The following is a 17,536-nucleotide window of genomic DNA, read 5'->3' on the forward strand; positions in this document are numbered from 1 at the left end:
CGGGGAAGGAAGGTTAGCGTCGAGGCTCGGCATTGTGCAGTTTGCGAACAAAGAAGTCGCATGTTCGACGCATTCCGTAGCGACCGCTGCCGCTGCCATGACCTCCACCAGGTACGACCAACAGGTCGAAGTCTTTATCAGCTTCGACCAGTGCGTTGACAACCTGCATGGTACTGGCCGGATCGACGTTCGTGTCCATTTCGCCAACGATCAAGAAGAGATCGCCTTGTAGCTTGTGGGCGTGGGTGACGTTCGAGTTCTGCGCATACGACTCATCAACTGGCCAGCCCATCCATTGTTCGTTCCACCAGATCTTGTCCATGCGATTGTCGTGACAACCACAATCGGCAACGGCTGCGTCGTAAAAGTCTGGGTGCCACAACAATGCCGCCAGCGCGCTTTGTCCGCCAGCCGATCCTCCATAGATCCCGACTCGATCGATATCCATGCTGGGGAACTTCTCGGCCGCTGCTTTCATCCAGGCAATCCGATCAGGAAAGCCGGAATCCGAGAGGTTCTTCCAGCAAACATCGTGAAACGCCTTGCCGCGATGGTTGGTGCCCATGCCGTCGATCTGCACGACAATGAAGCCGAGTTCGGCCAGTTCACGTTTCTGATCGAGCGTCGAGTATCGCTTCGGCACGAAAGCGCTGTGAGGCCCGGCATAGATGTTCTCGATTACAGGATACTTTTTGGTCGGGTCGAAGTTCGTGGGAAAGTAGATCACGCCATAGATATCCGTCTTGCCATCGCGTCCCTTGGCGGCAAAGCGTTCGGTCATCTTCCAACCGGTTTCCAGCAGTTGGCTGGCATCGGCTTTCTCTAACTCACAAACGAGGGAACCATCTTTTACCTGGCGAAGTGTATGGACCGGGGGAAGATCGACACGACTATACTCGTCGATCAAGTAACGCCCGTCCGGCGAATAATTGATCTGATGCGAGCCATCTCCTTCGGTCAAAATTGTCAAGTCGCTGCCATCGAAGTTGACCCGGCAATGATGCAAGTAATAAGGATCTTGTCCTGGGACAATTCCCGCAGCCGTAAACCAGATCTGTCGTATGTCGCGGTCAATGCGTTCGATTTCACGAACAACCCATTCTCCCTGCGTAATGGGATTTCGGACTTCCCCTTGGGCGGCATCAACCAGGTACAGATGATTCCAGCCGGAACGCTGCGACATCCATACAAGTTCGTTCTCGTGTGGCTCAGGGTTGTAATGGATCTTATTCGTATAGTCGACGAACGTATCACTTGTTTCCTCAACAACCGTCCGCACCGTTCCGCTACGATGGATGCCCACAACGCGGACTACCTGGTGCCCTCGCTGGTTGTAGAGAAAACGAAACTCGCTGCTGTCGCTCTGCCAAGACTCTTCCGAGATGGCGAAAGGATTGGCGAACAGGCTGCGATCGAGCGGAAGTTCGATGGACTTCTCTACGTCGAACAGCCGCGGCCATTGCTGGCGGATCTTGTCTCCTGGTTTGTCGTACCGAAAGGTATGCAACTTAGGCTGAAGTTGATCTTCAGGAGAAGACTCGACGATCGTAACTTCCCTCCCCTGCCCCGGCTTCACTTCCATCACAATCAATCGCTTCGAGTCAGGCGACCAGTAGAAGCGATCGTCAAGATATTTGTCGGCGGTTCCATCGGTCGTCAGACGAATCGGTTCGCCTGAATTGTCCTGGCGGATCAGCAAATTGTGATTCTCGATCGATGCGGTCCACTGGCCGTCAGGAGACGTACGGCTCGATCTCGGACCACGGTCGCCTCGGCGTCGTCGTGGAAGTTCGCGAGCATTCTTTCCATCGACCTTTAAGACGCTAACCGGATCGGCGGCTTCAAATACTGCCAAAGCCTGGCCTTGGCTATTGAGTACGAGCCACACGTGCCCCACATAGGTGCGCCGCTCGTGCTCCTTCTCAGCGGCGATATCATTGTAGAAGACGGGGCGGCCGTCGCGATCCATCCAGAATAGTTTCACCGTGTCGGTCGTTTCGTTGACGACCTTCAGCGTGATTTCACCTCCCTTGTCGGTCGAAGGATATGGTCGTTGGAAAGCCGGCATGCTGGAGAGCAGAGCCTTCTCCGGCTGATCTAGCCGCGTGAGCAACTGATCGTTGCGATCGACCTGAAAGGTCTCGCCAGCGACTTCAAAAATGATCCGCTGCAAATCTTCCGAGAACTGAATCCGTTCAAAAGGTAGCCGTGTCGGTAACACATCCTTTTTCAGTTGCTCGCCTAACTGCTGAGCAAGTTTTCCATGATCAAAAGCAGGCTCGCGCATGCCTTTCGTGGCGTCCACAAAAACGAACTCGTGTTGCCCCTGCCCCGTTCGCACGCGATACCAGAGCTGATCGCCCTCCGGCAGCCAGTTCGGGGTGACATCGTCGCGAAAGACCTTGCCAGCGGTCATTCGCCCCAACTGTTGCATCCGCTGATAATCGGCCGCCGTTCCCTGAGCAAAGATCGGCTCAATCAGTCCGAATGACAAGATAGCGAATACGAGGGTACGAATCGCAGGCAACATAGCAAACCAGAAGAAAGAGGAAACAGGTGGGGCGATTGGGGGTAACTTCATCATAGATTCAATCCGACTGGCAGCAACCTGAATTGATTGCCTGCTGGTGCCCCAATTCCCCGGCTCAGCACATTTTGTATTCGGCACTAGAATTTGCGCATAAAACCGGGCATGCTTTATCAAGCTTCTAGTGCCCCAGCGGGCCCCAATGAAGTAGTTATCGCACGATTTTGGCAAGTCTCATGGAGAGCAATCGATGTCTATCGATGAAGATCAAGACTTTGCATCGGACGAAGCATCAACGGTTGATAGTCCTCGTTCGCAATTTACTTTGCTCGACATCATGGTCGGTGTGACGATCGCTGCGGTGACCTGTGGAGTTTGGCTTCAGTATGCCCAGCCGCAAATCCAGATGATCCAAATCGTGCTCATGGTTCCGACGTTGATCGTCTTCGTGCTGGGAGGAACCACCCTATTCTCGTTTGGTCGCCGCTACGTATTGAAGCAGCCCATCGATTTCCAGCCGGGACATTGGCTGCTTTGCTTGATGGGGGTGACCTTTGTCGTTCAGTCGACGACGCACGTCCTACGGTTGGCGATTATTCCTTCCCATGAGGTTGTGATATCGGATGATCAGCAAGCCGTCATGCTCTTCTTCCTGGGGCAGCATGTTATCTCTCTAGTTTGTTTTCTTATCGCGGGATTCGTGATTCCTGTGAGGCCTGCGTGGCGATTGATGCTTGCACCTTTGGTACTACAGAATCTTTTGACGATATGGCTCTTCGCGGGAATGCTTCTAGGAAATCAGTGGCGTATGTTCGGCGCGCTCTATCCCTATGTCAACTTGGCGATCCACGTGATGGGAATCTTCACGCTGTTATTGTTAGCCACGTGGGATTACGCGAGCACCCGCGACCGCCGCGATTGGCTGCACTGGCTGGGGATTGTCATCATGCTGATTTGGGATGTGCCGACACTCATTCTGCAGTTGAGAACGTGGCTCTAATGAGACCACCGATTCGAACGAATTAGTCTTCCACAAGCTCAGCCGCCATGCGAGCCGTGCTATTAGGATGATCGTTCAGTAACGTCGAGCTCGACTCGATCGTCTTCTGTGCCAAGGCGTTGTACTGTTCGGCCTGGTCTGGGATTAGCTTGGCCAGCTTTTTCAAATTGCCGACCGAAACGGCATTGCCGCTGGGAAGTGCGCCATCGGTGTACAGCTTGCCGCGGACGATCAGGTTCGAGTTGTCATCCGGCGTGAAGTAATACCCGCCGAACGTTTCGTCTCCATAGTGCTTCTGCTGCGTGGCTTGCAGTTTGACGGCCTCGTCCAGCCAACGCTGCTCACCGGTAGCTATGTGCAAAGCGAGAAGGCCGTCGATCAGCATGGCATAGTCGTCGACGTAGGCGGGAGGATGATTCTCCTTCGTTTCCCACGTGCGACGCAAACGACCATCGTTGGCGGCTGCCAACTTCAGTAAATGATCGGCGGATCGGGATGCCGCTTCGGTGTAGCGAGGCTCCTCCAAGATTCGCCCGGCGTCGGCCAAGCCGCGGATCATTTGCCCGTTCCAACTGGTGATCACCTTCTTGTCGAGAAACGGCTTGGTTCGCTGGTTACGAATTGCCAAGAGGGCCGCTTTCAAATCGACCAACTTCTCCTCTTCCGGGGCACCATGGAACTGCGGCACGTAATACTTCTTTTCGAAGTTGGGCGTGCCGGTCATACCGAAGGCCTGTTCGGCCAGACGCTGTTGATCGGCTGAAAGCTTCTGCTGAAGTTCTTCCGGCGTGAACCGATAGTAGGCCCCTTCTTCTCCGTCCGAGTCCGCATCGATGGCGCTATAGAACTCCCCATCGGGTCCCGTCATCTCGCTAAGGACGAAGTCTGCAATTCCGCGAGCCACGACAGCAAACTCCGGCTTGTCCAACGACTTCGAGGCCTGGGCGTAAATGGAAAGAAGCTGGCCGTTGTCGTACAGCATCTTCTCGAAATGCGGGATCTTCCAATGCCGGTCGGTGCTATAGCGATGGAAGCCACCACCGACCTGGTCGTAGATTCCGCCACTGGCCATCTTCTCAAGGGTCAGCTCCAGCATGTTTCCGGAAGTGGCGTTGCCAGAGTCATTTCGCTTCAGCAGATAGTAGAGATACGATGGCTGTGGAAACTTGGGAATGCGGTCGTTCCCTTCCTCGAACTCGAATCCGCCAAAGCGTGGATCGAATTCCTTTTCCAGCGAACGATCGAACGTCCGAAAGATGCTATCGCGATCGGCCAGTTCTGGCGGCAACAGGGGACGGCCGAGTACCTGCCTTAAGGCCCGCGTGATGTTGTCTCCCACTTCTTCCAGTTGCGGCTTTTGCTCGCTCCAGGCAATCGCCACACGTTTGGCCAGGGTCAAGAAGCCTGGCTGCACGCCGATCGCCTGACCGTCGGCCAACGGTACTTCGCGATCTTCAGCCGGGAGATAGGTCGTGCCGATGAAGGGCTTGGCGTCCGGCGTCAGAAAGACATTCAAAGGCCAGCCGCTATTGTTGGCCATGATCTGCGTGGCGAGCATGTATACGGAGTCGACGTCAGGGCGTTCTTCGCGGTCGACCTTGATGCAGACGAAGTGCTTGTTAAGGAACTCGGCGATCTTGGGATTAGAAAAGCTCTCTTCTTCCATCACATGGCACCAGTGGCAACTGGCGTAGCCAATGGAGAGAAAGATGGGCTTGTTCTCGGCCTTAGCTCTGGCCAGGGCCTCTTCCCCCCAAGGATACCAATCAATGGGGTTATCGGCGTGCATTTGTAAATAGGCCGAAGTCTCCAGTCGCAGGCGATTCTGCTTGGGGGTATCTTCTGCCCAGGCGAATTGCGCCGCGATTATTACTAAGAATGGGGCCAGGGTAGCGAAATATTTCATAAGTAGATGGCCTTCAGGTGGGATGCCGTAGGTGAGCAGTGTCCCTTGAAGATAGGCGATCGGCGTAAAGAAAGCGAGCGAGAAAGGAGAACCGATGAAGGACCCGGCGTGTCCTGACTGTAACGTGGTGATGGAACGGGGATTTATCCCCGACTTACGACGGACCGGCTACGATGAAACCTACTGGATGAACGGGCATTTCACGACCATAACGTCACTTGGTTGGGGACGTGGCACCGGGGGCGTATCGATGAAAGTCGTGACGTACCGCTGCCCAGATTGTGGACTGCTTCGCGAGTACGCCCAACCTGAGAAGCGAGAATAACTTTCAGGAAACGATTAAGACCATGCCGTATATCATGCTGGTCCACTGGATCGCCGACTTTCTCTGTCAAACCCGGTGGATGGCCGAGAATAAGAGCAAGAATCTCTTGGCCTTGTCTGCCCATGTTGGCATCTATACGGCGGTGCTCGGTGTGGCGTGCATTCCGGTGCTGGGCCTGGTACCAGGCATCCAGTTCGCCTTGATCAACGGCGTGCTGCACTTCGTGGTCGACTTCTGCACCAGCCGAGTCACGACCTACTTCTACCAGAAACAGAACATGCACGCGTTCTTCGCGACGGTTGGATTTGACCAGTATTTACACTTCCTGTGTTTGTGGTACGTCAAAGCTTGGGTTTCATAATAGGGAAAGGGCAAGGACATTCGGCCAACAAAAAAGCCCAGGGCATAAAGCCCTGGGCGAGAATCTTGTATCCGATCCGCGATACGCATGACCAACGACTAATACGCATCCGCCGAAACCACTTCACCACCATTGCGGGTTGCCAACGCCTTATAGACGTTCAGGTCGATCGTCTCGGTGATCAAATGGGCCGAGCCGTCGGCGAAGACGAAATTGGTGCCGGCCGGGTGGCGGCTGCCGAAGTCGTCGAGGTGATGTTCACCGTGATCGTCGTCCCCGTCATGATCGTGATCGTGGTCTTCTCCGTATTGGCTATTGGGGGCGTGGTCGGCGATACCCAGGATGCGGGCAATCGCTTCTTCGCCGCCACTGACCGAACCAACCCACGTGCTGTACAGCGGTTCGTCCGTTCCGCCGATGGAAGTGGCTCGTTCGCCGACCATCAGCGTGTGGCTGGTGCCATCGGTCACGTCGCGCATGGCCCGCTTGGCATTGTGACCGAGCATACCGTCGCCGTCACAGCGTTGCCCCGCTGGTAGACCTTCGCAGTCGTGCAGTTCGACCGTTCCGAAGCAGCCGACGTAGTTCGCCGAAGCCAAATGAGTCAGTGGGTTCTCACTTTCGTCGTGCAGCTCGAACACTTCTGGAGCGCTATCGCTGGGGCAGGCATATGCCGTAAGGATCGTTTCACGAGCCTGTTGGTTGCTGCTGTGGGTGATGCTGAGGCGATAATTGATCAAGCTGTCGGCGACGTTACCTTGTTCGATCTGGGGCAGAATCAGCGAAGCCCAGCCCCAGCCTGGTTCTCCTTCAGCCAGGGGCGTTTTTGTATCTGCGGCGGTGGCGATGTAGCCACTGGGGAAGCTGCCGAAGGTGTCGTGATAGTTGTGCATGGCCAGGCCGACCTGCTTCAGGTTATTGAAACAAGAGGTTCGGCGAGCCGCTTCGCGAGCCTGTTGCACCGCTGGCAACAGCAGAGCGATCAGCACTCCGATGATGGCAATAACAACCAACAGTTCAACAAGAGTAAAACCTTTGCGTAGGGTCATTTCTTCAATTCTCTATGGATATGGCAGCCCCAGACATACAAGGTGCGTCTAGGGGACTTCTGTAGATATGTAAGCGTAACGATGCCTGCTTCGTGGAATGCGCGGAGCATGAGCGAATAAAAGTTGATGGGAGGGATAACCGCGGCGATTGTGCCACAGACCCTAGACCAGTCCCCTCGTGACTGATGAGGGAATCGGAATCATCGTCGGCGCAAAAGCGATGCGCCGTGCTGGAGAGTTACGCTACCGGGGGTGCCCTCGGAGAATTTGGACCCAGGTGCTTCGCCGTGATCAGACGAGTCGAGTGGGGAACGATCTCGTTGAGAGCAACGCGATCGACCGTGGCTACCTGGGTTGCTTGAGCCATTTGACCCAGGGCCAAGTGCTGGCAAAGCAGACAGCCATCGATAACGGCACCATGCGAGTGCTGGCCGGCGTGCCACCCTGGTACTTCGTGCGAGACAGGCTCAGCATGGTTATGCTTCGCATGATCGTGACCGTAGTGATGATGTCCGTGGTCGTGCCCATGATCCTCAGCCGTTACGACCGAGAGATGGGAATGGCCAGGCAGATGCGCGTGCTCGCAACCGGACCAGGCATGGATTACCTGACCGAATAGCTGCACCACCAAGTAGGTGGTAATCAGAGCGTAACTACCAACTCGCCGCATAGAATTCCCAGAGGGGCCTCAAAGACCACTGACGTATCCTCTATTCTAGCCAGAACGCCGCAATTTGCTCAACGCATTCATCAACACTTCATGGCGAATTCGCGGAAACTACCGACCCCAACCGAGGGGTGAAAATGCTTGACAGCCGTGCTGTTTGCGGTACTCTGCCAGCTTTTCCTCACAGAGTTCACCCCCTTCGAAAGCCCTAAGCGATGCAAACCGTTCTTTGGACACTTTGTCGCAGTTGGACCGCCGCTCTTCTTTTGGCTGCGGCCATGCCCGCGTTGGCCCAGGAAACCGGGCGCAAAGTCCCCGTTATCGAACAGGTCGACCAGGCGGTGGCGAAGCTGGTGGACCAGAACGTCGTTGCCGGGGCCGTAACGTTGGTGTCGGAAGACGGCAAGCTGGTTCATTTGAGTGCCGTCGGGAAGGCCGATATCGAATCGAACAAGCCCATGACGCGAGACGCCATGTTTGCGATCGCATCGATGACCAAGCCGATCACGGCGACCGCGCTGATGATTCTGGTAGAAGAGGGCAAAGTGAATCTCGACGATCCGGTTTCCAAATACATCCCTGAGTTCGCGGACGTGAAATTCGATGGAAAGAAGTTGGAGAAGCCAATCACGCTACGTCAGGTCCTAACGCATACCTCGGGCTTGGGTGGCGATCAACGCGTGGTGCAGACGCTCGAAAACCAGGGCAAGATCCTGGCCGAACGCCCGCTGCACAGCCTGCCGGGAACCAAGTGGGAGTACAGCCCCGGATTGAACGTCATCGGCCGCGTGATTGAAGTGGCCTCTGGCAAGCCCTACGGCGAGTTCCTGCAAGAGAAGATCTTCACGCCACTGAAAATGAATGACACGACGTTCGCCCCGACGGATGACCAGAAGAAGCGTATCGCGACGCTGTACGCTTTGGACAAAGATAGCGGCGAACTGAAGCCAGGCACCAGTTGGATTGGGAACGTAGAGACCGACCCGTACCCTAACCCGAGCGCTGGACTTTACTCGACCGCCGGCGACCTGTTTCGCTTTTATCAAATGATGCTTAACGGGGGCTTTCTTGGTGACACGAAGCTCCTTTCTCGCGATTCGGTCAAGGAACTGACCAAGGCCCAAACGCCTGACGAGATTGTCACCGGCTTCACGCCAGGCAATCGTTGGGGGCTTGGCTATTGTGTGGTTCGCGAACCGCAAGGAGTTACCGCAGCACTGAGCCCTGGCAGTTTCGGTCACGGCGGAGCGTTCGGCACGCAAAGCTGGGGCGATCCGGAAACTGGCCGCGTCTACTTGCTGTTGGTTCAGCGATCGAATCTCGGCAACAGCGACGGAAGTGACCTACGGAAAAACTTCCAGAACGCCGCCAACGCCGCGCTGAATAAGTGATAGAAGAATGTCGATCGCTACATCACAGGTTTACCGCTTGTTAATCATCTGCGCGTTGCTGGCAATGCTGCCAGCGATGCAAGTGCAGGCGCAAGCTCAGCCTGATCCGCCACTGGTCGACTCGATTCGCCCATGGCACGACGTCGATGGAAAACTTCTGACAAAATCGCGATTGGCGTATCTCGATGGCGATCGCGCAGCGCTGTGGACGGAAAGTGGGCAAATGTTGCACATTCCCCAGGCACAATTTTCCGCTGCAGATCAGAAGTGGATTGCTGAGCATCCCCTGCAAATCCTGCGTGGTAAGGTCATTTTCGTGGCCGACGGGGACACCGTTGGCCTACTGGATGCCAACAAGATACAGGTTCGCATTCGCTTAGACGGAATCGACGCTCCGGAGAGCGGTCAGGCCTTCGGCACCAAGAGCCGACAAGCTCTGAACGATGCGGTTTACGGCAAAGAGGTCCTCGTCGTCTATGAGAAGTCTGACCAGTACGGAAGGATCCTTGGCAACATCTATCTGGCGGATCGCTGGTTGAATTACGATCAACTGATCGGCGGAATGGCTTGGCATTACCGGCATTTCAATGGCGATGCCTACCTGGCTCAAAGTCAGAAGAGGGCCGAAGTGGAGAAGGTTGGACTTTGGCGCGATGTAAATCCCATGCCTCCCTGGCGATATCGTTTGAACGAAAAACGCCAGAATGAAATGGAAGAGGCAAAGCGCACAGCCGATCCGATGCTGCCCACCGGGTATTGGTTGAATACCTCCAGTGGAGTGCGGCATAACAGCAAGTGCGAGCATTACGGCAAAACGACCCGCGGAAAATACTGCGACGCCGATGAAGGGAAGCCATGCGGCCAGTGCGGTGGGTGATCTAAGTCACCACCGCTGTTGGCTTTTCGCTACATGCTCGACTAAGCGGAGGCCTTGGTTTTGACCTGTTGCTTGTTCCAGAAACGCGTCCAGAGTCCAATGCGTCGTACCATTGGTAGGATCGTAGCCGCCAGTTGATCGGCTTTAAGTACTTCTTCGTGATGCAGGAACAATGCACGGGCTAGAGTCGGAATCTGCCCTTCTTTCTTAGCTTTGGTCATCTTGCGATGCCATGCGCTCAGCAGCTCGTGCTTGTATTCCTGGGGGTTCCAGAGATCGATATCGGTCAAACGGCCCACTTCAACAGAGCGTTTGGCGATGGTTGTTCCTAGGAACATAACCCCTTGAAGCCCTTCAGGTTGTGTTCGGTGAACAGCTTCAATAGGAGTGGTTGGAAGAAGCTGTACGTTGGGGAGCGAGTCGGCTTCCAGGGCATCTGAAATGCCCCGTAAAAGATACGTTCCGCCAGCCATCTGGTCGCCTAGCGAGACGACAACAACGGCTTTCTGACCCATGGTTTGGGTTCCTGATGCAGAGAATAAGTTGATCGTGCGTTTATGTATTAACGCTTAATATGGCCCGACTCGGCAATAGTGATTGGGGAAGATTGTTGCGATCTTCACCAAGCTTTGAAGCCAACACTACATATCGGCTTCAATGACTCTCATTGCAGGCCAGGGCACTACTGCTGTTGGAGAGCAAACAGTGTGCCTCTCTCACCACATCACATAGGCTAGCTCTGTCGTGCTCGGTGCTATTAATTGAAATCGATCTGTCAGAAGTGGAACGTGATCTCGAAGGTGCATAAATAAAGAAAATCAGAGAAATTATGTTTCAACAGCAGGAATGGCCATTAGTATAGGGGGATGGACGGCAAGCGTTGTCATGAAATATGAGCTCTGTGCCGCCATGTTAGTTTGGCTTGTCTTATTAATTGGAGTTTACCATGCGACAAATAAAGGGATTTACCCTTGTCGAGCTATTGGTCGTGATTGCCATTATTGGTGTTTTGATTGCCCTGCTCTTGCCTGCGGTACAACAGGCCCGTGAAGCAGCACGACGGATGCAGTGCTCGAACAACTTAAAACAGATCGGCATTGCGGTGCATAACTATCATGACGTGTTTGGCAAGTTTCCCAGCGCCATGATGCTGGATCGTGCTCGCCTGGCTGTCAGCAGTTGCCCCGAGGGCCAATGCGGGACTTGGACGTGGACGGCGTTCATATTGCCGCAGGTCGAGCAAGATAACCTCTACGAACTTCTTCAAGTAGGATCGCTGCCCGGCGAAGTTTCCCTCGGAGATGCCACGCGACTGGCAGCCGCGAAGACCGGTTTCGACGGATATCGTTGTCCATCCTCAAGCGGACCAGATCAGAATACCGAGCGAAAAGTTCCATCCGGCAGTGGCGATAGTAGCGCCGACTGTACAGGAAGTGGCTGCGACGCGATTGCCCTGGCCAACTACGTGGGTGCGAACGATAGTAACACGCTCGACCGGGATACCTGGAACGGTTTCATGGCCAAGGATACCAACGGACGGGTATTTACCTTCTCCGACATGATCGACGGGACCAGCAATACGATTGCCATTGGTGAGCGTACCTGGAAGCTTGCCGACCGAACTTTGCGGGCGGGAACTCAGCTTGTTGCCAATGGAGACACTGCAAACCATAGCCGCCAGGGCCATTCCTATGTCACCGCTGGTGGTCGCTGGCCGATCAATTGCACGAACTCGCAGGACTGCGATCGCGGTTTTAGTAGCAATCATCCCGGCGGGGCCCAGTTCTTGTTCGTGGATGGTTCGGTTCATTTCCTGCCAGAAACGATTGACCACGATACCGATACCGCCGTCGATAGCGTTTACGAGTACCTCATCTGCAAAGACGATGGCAACCCGATTGGTGAATACTAAGTCAGAGCCGATCGGTGTTTTTCATTTGTGATGGAACGTGAGGTAATCATGGTTGTTCGTTTGTCTTTAATGCTGATTTTGTTTTGCTGCTTAATCGGATGCGGTGGCTCCGGTCCTCAGCTGGGGACTGTCGAAGGTTCTGTTACTCTCGATGGCAAGCCGTTGCCGGGGGCCATCGTATCGTTTCGTCCCGTGGAAGGTGGGCGTACCGCCGAAGGTATGACGGACGAAAGTGGGCACTTTATAATCGAGTTTGCGGCTGGATCCAAAGGAGCACTGGTCGGGGATCATGAAATCCGCGTAACAACATTTCGAGAGAAAGTGATCGGCGATAACGGCCGGGTAGAAGATCCTGGAATGCCTGAGAAGGTCCCCAGGAAATACAACGACCAGTCGGAACTCATACGGACCGTCGAGCCTGGTAAGAATCATTTCGATCTGGAACTGGCGAGTTCCTAACCCCAAGATTGCAATCCGCCAGTGGGCAGGCTAACCTCAAAGGTCGATCCTGCCCTTTTTCACTTCTTGCAATCTCATTTAAATCACCCACCATGACTTACTTACGACTATTCTCCGTGCTTGCTCTTCTTACGCTAGTTTCCACTTCGTTTGCTGCCGAACCGGTTGCGGTCGACTTGTGGCCCGAGGGCAAAGTACCGGGCCTGGCGGCTGGCGAGAAGGAAGAGATCGTGGACGAAATGGACGATCGAATCGGAAACCGCGTTACGAAAGTGACCAAACCGAAGATCACCGTGTACAAACCGGATGCAGAAATTGATACGGGTGCGTCTGTAGTTATCTGCCCAGGTGGCGGCTACCACATCCTGGCCTACGACCTGGAAGGGGTCGAGGTTGCCCAGTGGCTCAACAAGATTGGCGTGACCGGCATCGTTCTTCATTACCGCGTTCCGCGTGCTAAAGAAGGAGAGGTCTATGCGAACCCGCTTAGTGATGCCCAGCGAGCGATCCGCGTAACGCGAGCCAATGCCGAGGCATGGAAGATCGATCCCAGCAAGGTTGGCATTCTAGGTTTCTCCGCTGGTGGAAACCTGGCTGCCGTGGCATCCAACGCCGAAGACACCACCTATGATCCAATCGACGACGCCGACAAACTGAGCGCTCGGCCAGACTTTACGCTGCTCATCTATCCGGCGTACTTGAACAAGAAGGACTCGGATACCGAGCTTACTCCGGAAACATCGGTCGATGAAAACACGCCACCGGCGTTTCTGGTACATACCAGCGACGACCGTATTTCTTCCACCGGCAGCGTGGCCTATTACTTGGGTCTGAAGCGATTGAACATCCCCGCCGAGATGCATGTCTTTACCTCGGGCGGACATGGCTATGGCCTGCGACCGACCGAGAAGCCGGTCACTCATTGGCCTGATCTGGCTACGGGATGGCTGAAGACGGAAGTGTTGAAGGCCAAACAGCCCGCTCAATAAGGCGAGCGTCTTACAGGCTTCGCAGAAACTGAATCAGGTCATCCATTTGCTGGTTGGTCAACTCGCCGGCCAGCTGGTGTCCGTGGACCTCGAACACGTCTCGTAGCGAGGTCGCCCTGCCGTCGTGAAAGAACGTATCGCGATGGCCGATTCCACGAAGCGATGGCGGGTTGAACTCGCGATTCAATTCTTTGTCATGCATGCCCACGTCGTAGACTTCCGGCGAAGTGTAAATCGGCGGAGCGTGGCACTTGATACAGTTGTTTTGCAAAAAGATCTGCCGGCCGTGCGCTACGGCGGCCTTATCACGGGTAGCTTGCAGTGTGTCGATTGGTGGTGGTAGCGTCAGGCTCTTCATATAGGCCGCCAATGCCGACGCCTGCTGGTCCGTCAGATCGCGACCATGCATTGTCGATTTGACCGAATTCTTAGCCTGCTGTTCGAGGGAGTCACTCACGGCCAGCCAGCCAAAGGGTGCCGTATCGGCCTTGCCTAGCAGAGACAGAATCCGCTTCGGCGCTCCATACGAGCGATCGCTCAAATTATCGCTACTCAGGCCGTTTGTGTGCCCATCGGTATGACAGCTATGACAAGACATCCAGCCTTCCATAGATAGGCGAGCGTTGTGGAACAGGCGTTCTCCCTGCTCGATCACCTGGGGGTCTCTCGTCGCACCCAGCGAGATACGCCCAAACGTTTCTGCCTTGTCGATATCAACCAGCGAGATCGAATCGCCAAACCCATTGGCTACGTACACAATGTCTTTCTCAGGCGAAACAACGACCGCAGTGGGATGTTCTTCCACGGAGATGCGAAACAGTCCAAACGCTTCGTACTTGCCGATACCGACCTGGCCGGTCCCTCCCATGGAAACGACCGCTTGAAGATCGTCGATCACGGCGATGTCGGTTGGATCTCCACCCCCCTTGCCTGGTTCACCAATCGGATGCATGAAGCCGTTGCCGTAGAAATCTCCCTCGGGGTCCAGCACATGCCCCAGCGGCACCCAGCGCAGCTCGTTGCTCATCACCAGGCCCCAGTGGATGTCGTTCTCGTTGGTGACTGCCAGGCTGTTGAGAAGTTGATGGGCAAATAGCAGCTTCGTCCCATCGGGCGAAAGCGCCATCGCGCGGATGTTGTGGGCCGGAAACTCACGCGTATGCCGCACCGTGAACGTGTTGGCATCGACAATAGCGAGCCGGCCTCCAAAATTGTCGGCAGCCAGGATCGACTGACCATCGGGAACAAACAAGACAACGCGCGGGGCAAACGGCAGGATCAGTTCTCGCTGAAGTTTGAGTTGATCCCCTGTGATACTGAGCGAAACGAGCTTTCTCGCCCACAGGCAACTGACACAGATCTGTTGTCCGTCCGAGCTGACGTCCGACTTCACCGGCGAGTAAGGTAGCTCGACGCGCGAGAGAATGTCCAGCACGTCTCCATTTTGTTGCAGGAGAATGGCCTCGTTTGTCCTGCCATCCAGGGCCAGGATTCGCTGGTAAGGAAGTGGAAGCAGATCGATGATCGACTGGCCGATTTGCCATTCCGCCGAAATCTTTCCCTGGCGGCGATCCACGATCGAGACCGTGCCAGTCCCACGATTGGCCGTCAGAAGAAACTGCCCATCTTCGCTCAGAATAAGGTCTTCCGGACAGCGAAGAGCTGGTTGCGACGGATCCACGCGGTCAGCATTTCCGGCGTGGCTAACGGATGCCAGGAGCAGCGCGGCGGCGATTGCGGCGAAACGGATCATGAGCCAGTGGTTACGGTGGGAAGAAGTCGGGGGAATATCTGATTTTCCCATAGCAAACCAACTGGGACAAGACAAATCATGGAATCTTGTCGAAGCAAGCCCTGCGTGATTTGTGTTTTCAGCCTAAGTACAATGGGAGACACCTTACCCCAACACCGGAGATATCCCCTATGTCGACTCGCCGCATCGTATTTACCGCCCTGACATTCGCCTGTGTGGCAGTGGCTACGCAACTGGTCCATGCTCAACAGAAATCGAAAGTGATCGAGATTGGGAAGGTTGTCGACGAAGGCCCTAAGTTGGCCTTCTACATCGGCACCTATACTCGAGGTGACAGTAAGGGGATCTACCGCAGCGAACTTGACCCACAGACCGGTCAGATGAGTCTGCCCAAACTCGCCTACGAGATCGACAACCCGTCGTTTCTGGCGATCAGCAACGATCAGAAAAACTTGTACGCCGTTGGCGAGGTCGCTGATTTCGGTGATGGCAACTCGGGTGCCGTTTCGGCGTTTTCCTTTAACGAGGACGGCACGCTCAATCTGCTGAACCAGGAAGCCTCCCGTGGGAAGGGACCATGCCATGTCGAGATTGCCCCAAACAAGACTTTTCTGATGGTTTCCAACTACGGTGGTGGGTCGTTCTCGACGCTGCCTCTCGGCGAAGACGGCCAACTGGCACCTGCGGTTTCGTTCTTTCAGCATGAAGGTTCGAGTGTGAACGAAGGTCGCCAGAAAGGACCTCATGGCCACGCGATGTACATGGTTCCTGGTAGTCCGCTCGCACTGGCAGTCGACTTGGGATTGGATAAGGTCATGATCTATCGCACGAGTGGGTCTGCCGCTGGCGAACTGGCCTTGAATGACCCTGCCTATATCGAGGTGCAACCAGGCTCAGGTCCACGTCATCTGGCGACGAGTCGTAACGGGCAACGCGTGTATGTGCTGAACGAACTCGATTCGACCCTGGATGTCTTCGCTTTCAATCCCTCAACCGGCGAAAGCGAACACCTGCAGCGCGTGACCACGTTGCCGGCCGACTTCAAAGGGAATAACACGACGGCCGAGGTCTATATTCATCCCAATGGACAATGGTTGTATGCCTCGAATCGAGGTCACGACAGCATCGCCACATACCGAATCGATCCGGAAACCGGTCTTGTAACGCTGCAGGGGCATGCCAGTACGATGGGCAAGACACCGCGGCACTTTCGCATTGCCCCAGGCGGCCGGCATCTTCTGGCGGCCAATCAAGATACCAGCAATATCGTGATCTTCGATATCGATCAGAAGGTTGGCACGCTCAAGCCTCTGCCATCGCAAATCTCGGTGCCCAATCCTTGCTGTATCGAGTTTGTACAGAAATACTAAAGGTACACGGGTTAAGAGCTGATTAGATGGCACCACCGGTAATCGGTGGTTGCCATCTTTCTTTTTAGGGACGAATCGAGGCAAAGGAATTTCGTTGCGTACTTTGGCCATTGGCGATGTACATGGGTGTTTGACCGCGCTCGATAAGATGCTGGCCGTGATCGAACTTGCGCCGGAGGATCGCCTGGTATTTCTAGGAGACTACGTCGACCGCGGCCCCGATTCTTACGGCGTGATCGAACGTATCCTTGAACTGCGTAAGCAGCACGACGTCGTGTGTTTGACCGGTAATCACGAAATCATGATGGGCTCGGCTCGGGAAGACGAAGGGATCTACCTGTCGTGGTTGGGCTACGGTGGTGAAGAGGCCTTAGAGTCGTACGTGCGTGATCCAGTCGACGAGCCAAGCCTGGCAAGAGTTCCCCAGCGGCACTGGCATTTCTTGGACGAGGAATGTTTACCCTACTTCGAGGATGACACGCATATCTTCGTGCATGCAAACGTTCGTCCTGATCTTCCGTTGGAAGCCCAGGATGAAATGACCCTCTATTGGGACAAATTCGCCAACCACGGTCCACACTGCTCAGGCAAGAAAGTCATCTGCGGCCATACTTCGCAGAAATCTGGCTGGCCGCTCAATGTGGGGCATTCGGTGGTAATCGATACGTGGGTCTATGGCGAAGGATGGCTGACCTGTTTGGATGTCCACAAAGGCTATTTCTGGCAGGCCAATCAGGTCGGTGACACCCGGACCGGAGTGCTAGCATAGGCCGATTGCCGCTCGAAATCCGTGATATCTCGTTGCATGTCAACAAGGACGCTACGATTTCACGAGGGCGGGAATGCTTGCCCTTGACCCCTTTTGGCAATCCTCCTATCGTTTTCCCTTACCGCGTACGGGTCAGCAGGCAGGAAGCCTTCTTAAATGCGTGGGAAAAGCACGAATTCAT

General features: G+C 55.0%; 16 protein-coding genes. 11 read left to right on the forward strand and 5 right to left on the reverse strand.

Annotated features, from left to right (window positions below):
- Nucleotides 1-13: 13 nt before the first annotated feature.
- A complete protein-coding gene (locus C5Y96_RS12450; RefSeq protein ID WP_233198936.1) occupies nucleotides 14-2,584 on the reverse strand; it encodes a prolyl oligopeptidase family serine peptidase in 2,571 nt (856 codons plus the stop codon).
- Between the two features lie 193 nt (nucleotides 2,585-2,777).
- Between C5Y96_RS12450 and C5Y96_RS12455 the strand changes: the two genes are divergently transcribed.
- Nucleotides 2,778-3,527: a hypothetical protein gene (locus C5Y96_RS12455; RefSeq protein ID WP_105353683.1), complete on the forward strand. Its 750-nt coding sequence runs from the start codon at nucleotides 2,778-2,780 to the stop codon at nucleotides 3,525-3,527.
- Between the two features lie 22 nt (nucleotides 3,528-3,549).
- Here the strand turns inward: C5Y96_RS12455 and C5Y96_RS12460 are convergent, their stop codons facing one another.
- The gene (locus C5Y96_RS12460; RefSeq protein ID WP_105353685.1) at nucleotides 3,550-5,433 is read right to left on the reverse strand and encodes a thioredoxin domain-containing protein; all 1,884 of its coding nucleotides are present in this window, start codon (nucleotides 5,431-5,433) and stop codon (nucleotides 3,550-3,552) included.
- A 94-nt stretch (nucleotides 5,434-5,527) separates the two neighbouring features.
- Between C5Y96_RS12460 and C5Y96_RS12465 the strand changes: the two genes are divergently transcribed.
- Together C5Y96_RS12465 and C5Y96_RS12470 are read left to right on the forward strand one after the other, a co-directional pair.
- Nucleotides 5,528-5,758 carry a PF20097 family protein gene (locus C5Y96_RS12465; RefSeq protein ID WP_105353687.1) on the forward strand — a complete coding sequence of 77 codons (231 nt, stop codon included), beginning with the start codon at nucleotides 5,528-5,530 and terminating at the stop codon, nucleotides 5,756-5,758.
- A 22-nt stretch (nucleotides 5,759-5,780) separates the two neighbouring features.
- A complete protein-coding gene (locus C5Y96_RS12470; protein WP_105353689.1) occupies nucleotides 5,781-6,119 on the forward strand; it encodes a DUF3307 domain-containing protein in 339 nt (112 codons plus the stop codon).
- Between the two features lie 98 nt (nucleotides 6,120-6,217).
- On the opposite strand, the gene C5Y96_RS12475 is transcribed toward C5Y96_RS12470, so the two are convergent.
- Complete coding sequence (locus C5Y96_RS12475; protein ID WP_105353691.1) at nucleotides 6,218-7,168, reverse strand: DUF1559 domain-containing protein; 951 nt, start codon at nucleotides 7,166-7,168, stop codon at nucleotides 6,218-6,220.
- Between the two features lie 277 nt (nucleotides 7,169-7,445).
- On the opposite strand from C5Y96_RS12475, the gene C5Y96_RS12480 reads away from it, so the two are divergent.
- From C5Y96_RS12480 to C5Y96_RS12490, 3 genes are all read left to right on the forward strand, one after another.
- Complete coding sequence (locus C5Y96_RS12480) at nucleotides 7,446-7,787, forward strand: hypothetical protein (protein WP_146115642.1); 342 nt, start codon at nucleotides 7,446-7,448, stop codon at nucleotides 7,785-7,787.
- Nucleotides 7,788-8,050: 263 nt separating this feature from the next.
- Nucleotides 8,051-9,226 carry a serine hydrolase domain-containing protein gene (locus C5Y96_RS12485; protein ID WP_105353696.1) on the forward strand — a complete coding sequence of 392 codons (1,176 nt, stop codon included), beginning with the start codon at nucleotides 8,051-8,053 and terminating at the stop codon, nucleotides 9,224-9,226.
- A gap of 7 nt (nucleotides 9,227-9,233) precedes the next feature.
- Entirely contained in the window at nucleotides 9,234-10,103 is an 870-nt protein-coding gene (locus tag C5Y96_RS12490; RefSeq protein WP_105353698.1) for a thermonuclease family protein, read from the forward strand.
- A gap of 41 nt (nucleotides 10,104-10,144) precedes the next feature.
- On the opposite strand, the gene C5Y96_RS12495 is transcribed toward C5Y96_RS12490, so the two are convergent.
- Nucleotides 10,145-10,618, reverse strand: coding sequence for a hypothetical protein (locus C5Y96_RS12495; protein WP_105353700.1), 474 nt, complete (start codon nucleotides 10,616-10,618; stop codon nucleotides 10,145-10,147).
- Between the two features lie 431 nt (nucleotides 10,619-11,049).
- Between C5Y96_RS12495 and C5Y96_RS12500 the strand changes: the two genes are divergently transcribed.
- The 3 genes from C5Y96_RS12500 (at nucleotide 11,050) to C5Y96_RS12510 (ending at nucleotide 13,463) form a co-directional block, all read left to right on the forward strand.
- Entirely contained in the window at nucleotides 11,050-12,015 is a 966-nt protein-coding gene (locus C5Y96_RS12500) for a DUF1559 domain-containing protein (RefSeq protein WP_105353703.1), read from the forward strand.
- Nucleotides 12,016-12,063: 48 nt separating this feature from the next.
- Nucleotides 12,064-12,474, forward strand: coding sequence for a carboxypeptidase-like regulatory domain-containing protein (locus C5Y96_RS12505; RefSeq protein WP_233198937.1), 411 nt, complete (start codon nucleotides 12,064-12,066; stop codon nucleotides 12,472-12,474).
- A 116-nt stretch (nucleotides 12,475-12,590) separates the two neighbouring features.
- Nucleotides 12,591-13,463, forward strand: a complete 873-nt coding sequence (locus C5Y96_RS12510; RefSeq protein ID WP_199188693.1) for an alpha/beta hydrolase — start codon at nucleotides 12,591-12,593, stop codon at nucleotides 13,461-13,463.
- A 10-nt stretch (nucleotides 13,464-13,473) separates the two neighbouring features.
- On the opposite strand, the gene C5Y96_RS12515 is transcribed toward C5Y96_RS12510, so the two are convergent.
- Nucleotides 13,474-15,216 carry a cytochrome c peroxidase gene (locus C5Y96_RS12515; protein ID WP_158261211.1) on the reverse strand — a complete coding sequence of 581 codons (1,743 nt, stop codon included), beginning with the start codon at nucleotides 15,214-15,216 and terminating at the stop codon, nucleotides 13,474-13,476.
- A 170-nt stretch (nucleotides 15,217-15,386) separates the two neighbouring features.
- On the opposite strand from C5Y96_RS12515, the gene C5Y96_RS12520 reads away from it, so the two are divergent.
- Complete coding sequence (locus C5Y96_RS12520; protein WP_105353712.1) at nucleotides 15,387-16,586, forward strand: lactonase family protein; 1,200 nt, start codon at nucleotides 15,387-15,389, stop codon at nucleotides 16,584-16,586.
- A 94-nt stretch (nucleotides 16,587-16,680) separates the two neighbouring features.
- Nucleotides 16,681-17,355 (forward strand): metallophosphoesterase family protein, encoded by a 675-nt coding sequence (locus C5Y96_RS12525; RefSeq protein WP_105353714.1) that lies wholly within the window; start codon nucleotides 16,681-16,683, stop codon nucleotides 17,353-17,355.
- The last annotated feature ends 181 nt before the right edge of the window (nucleotides 17,356-17,536 follow it).

The sequence above is a fragment of the Blastopirellula marina genome (assembly GCF_002967715.1).
Lineage (GTDB): Bacteria > Planctomycetota > Planctomycetia > Pirellulales > Pirellulaceae > Bremerella > Bremerella marina_B.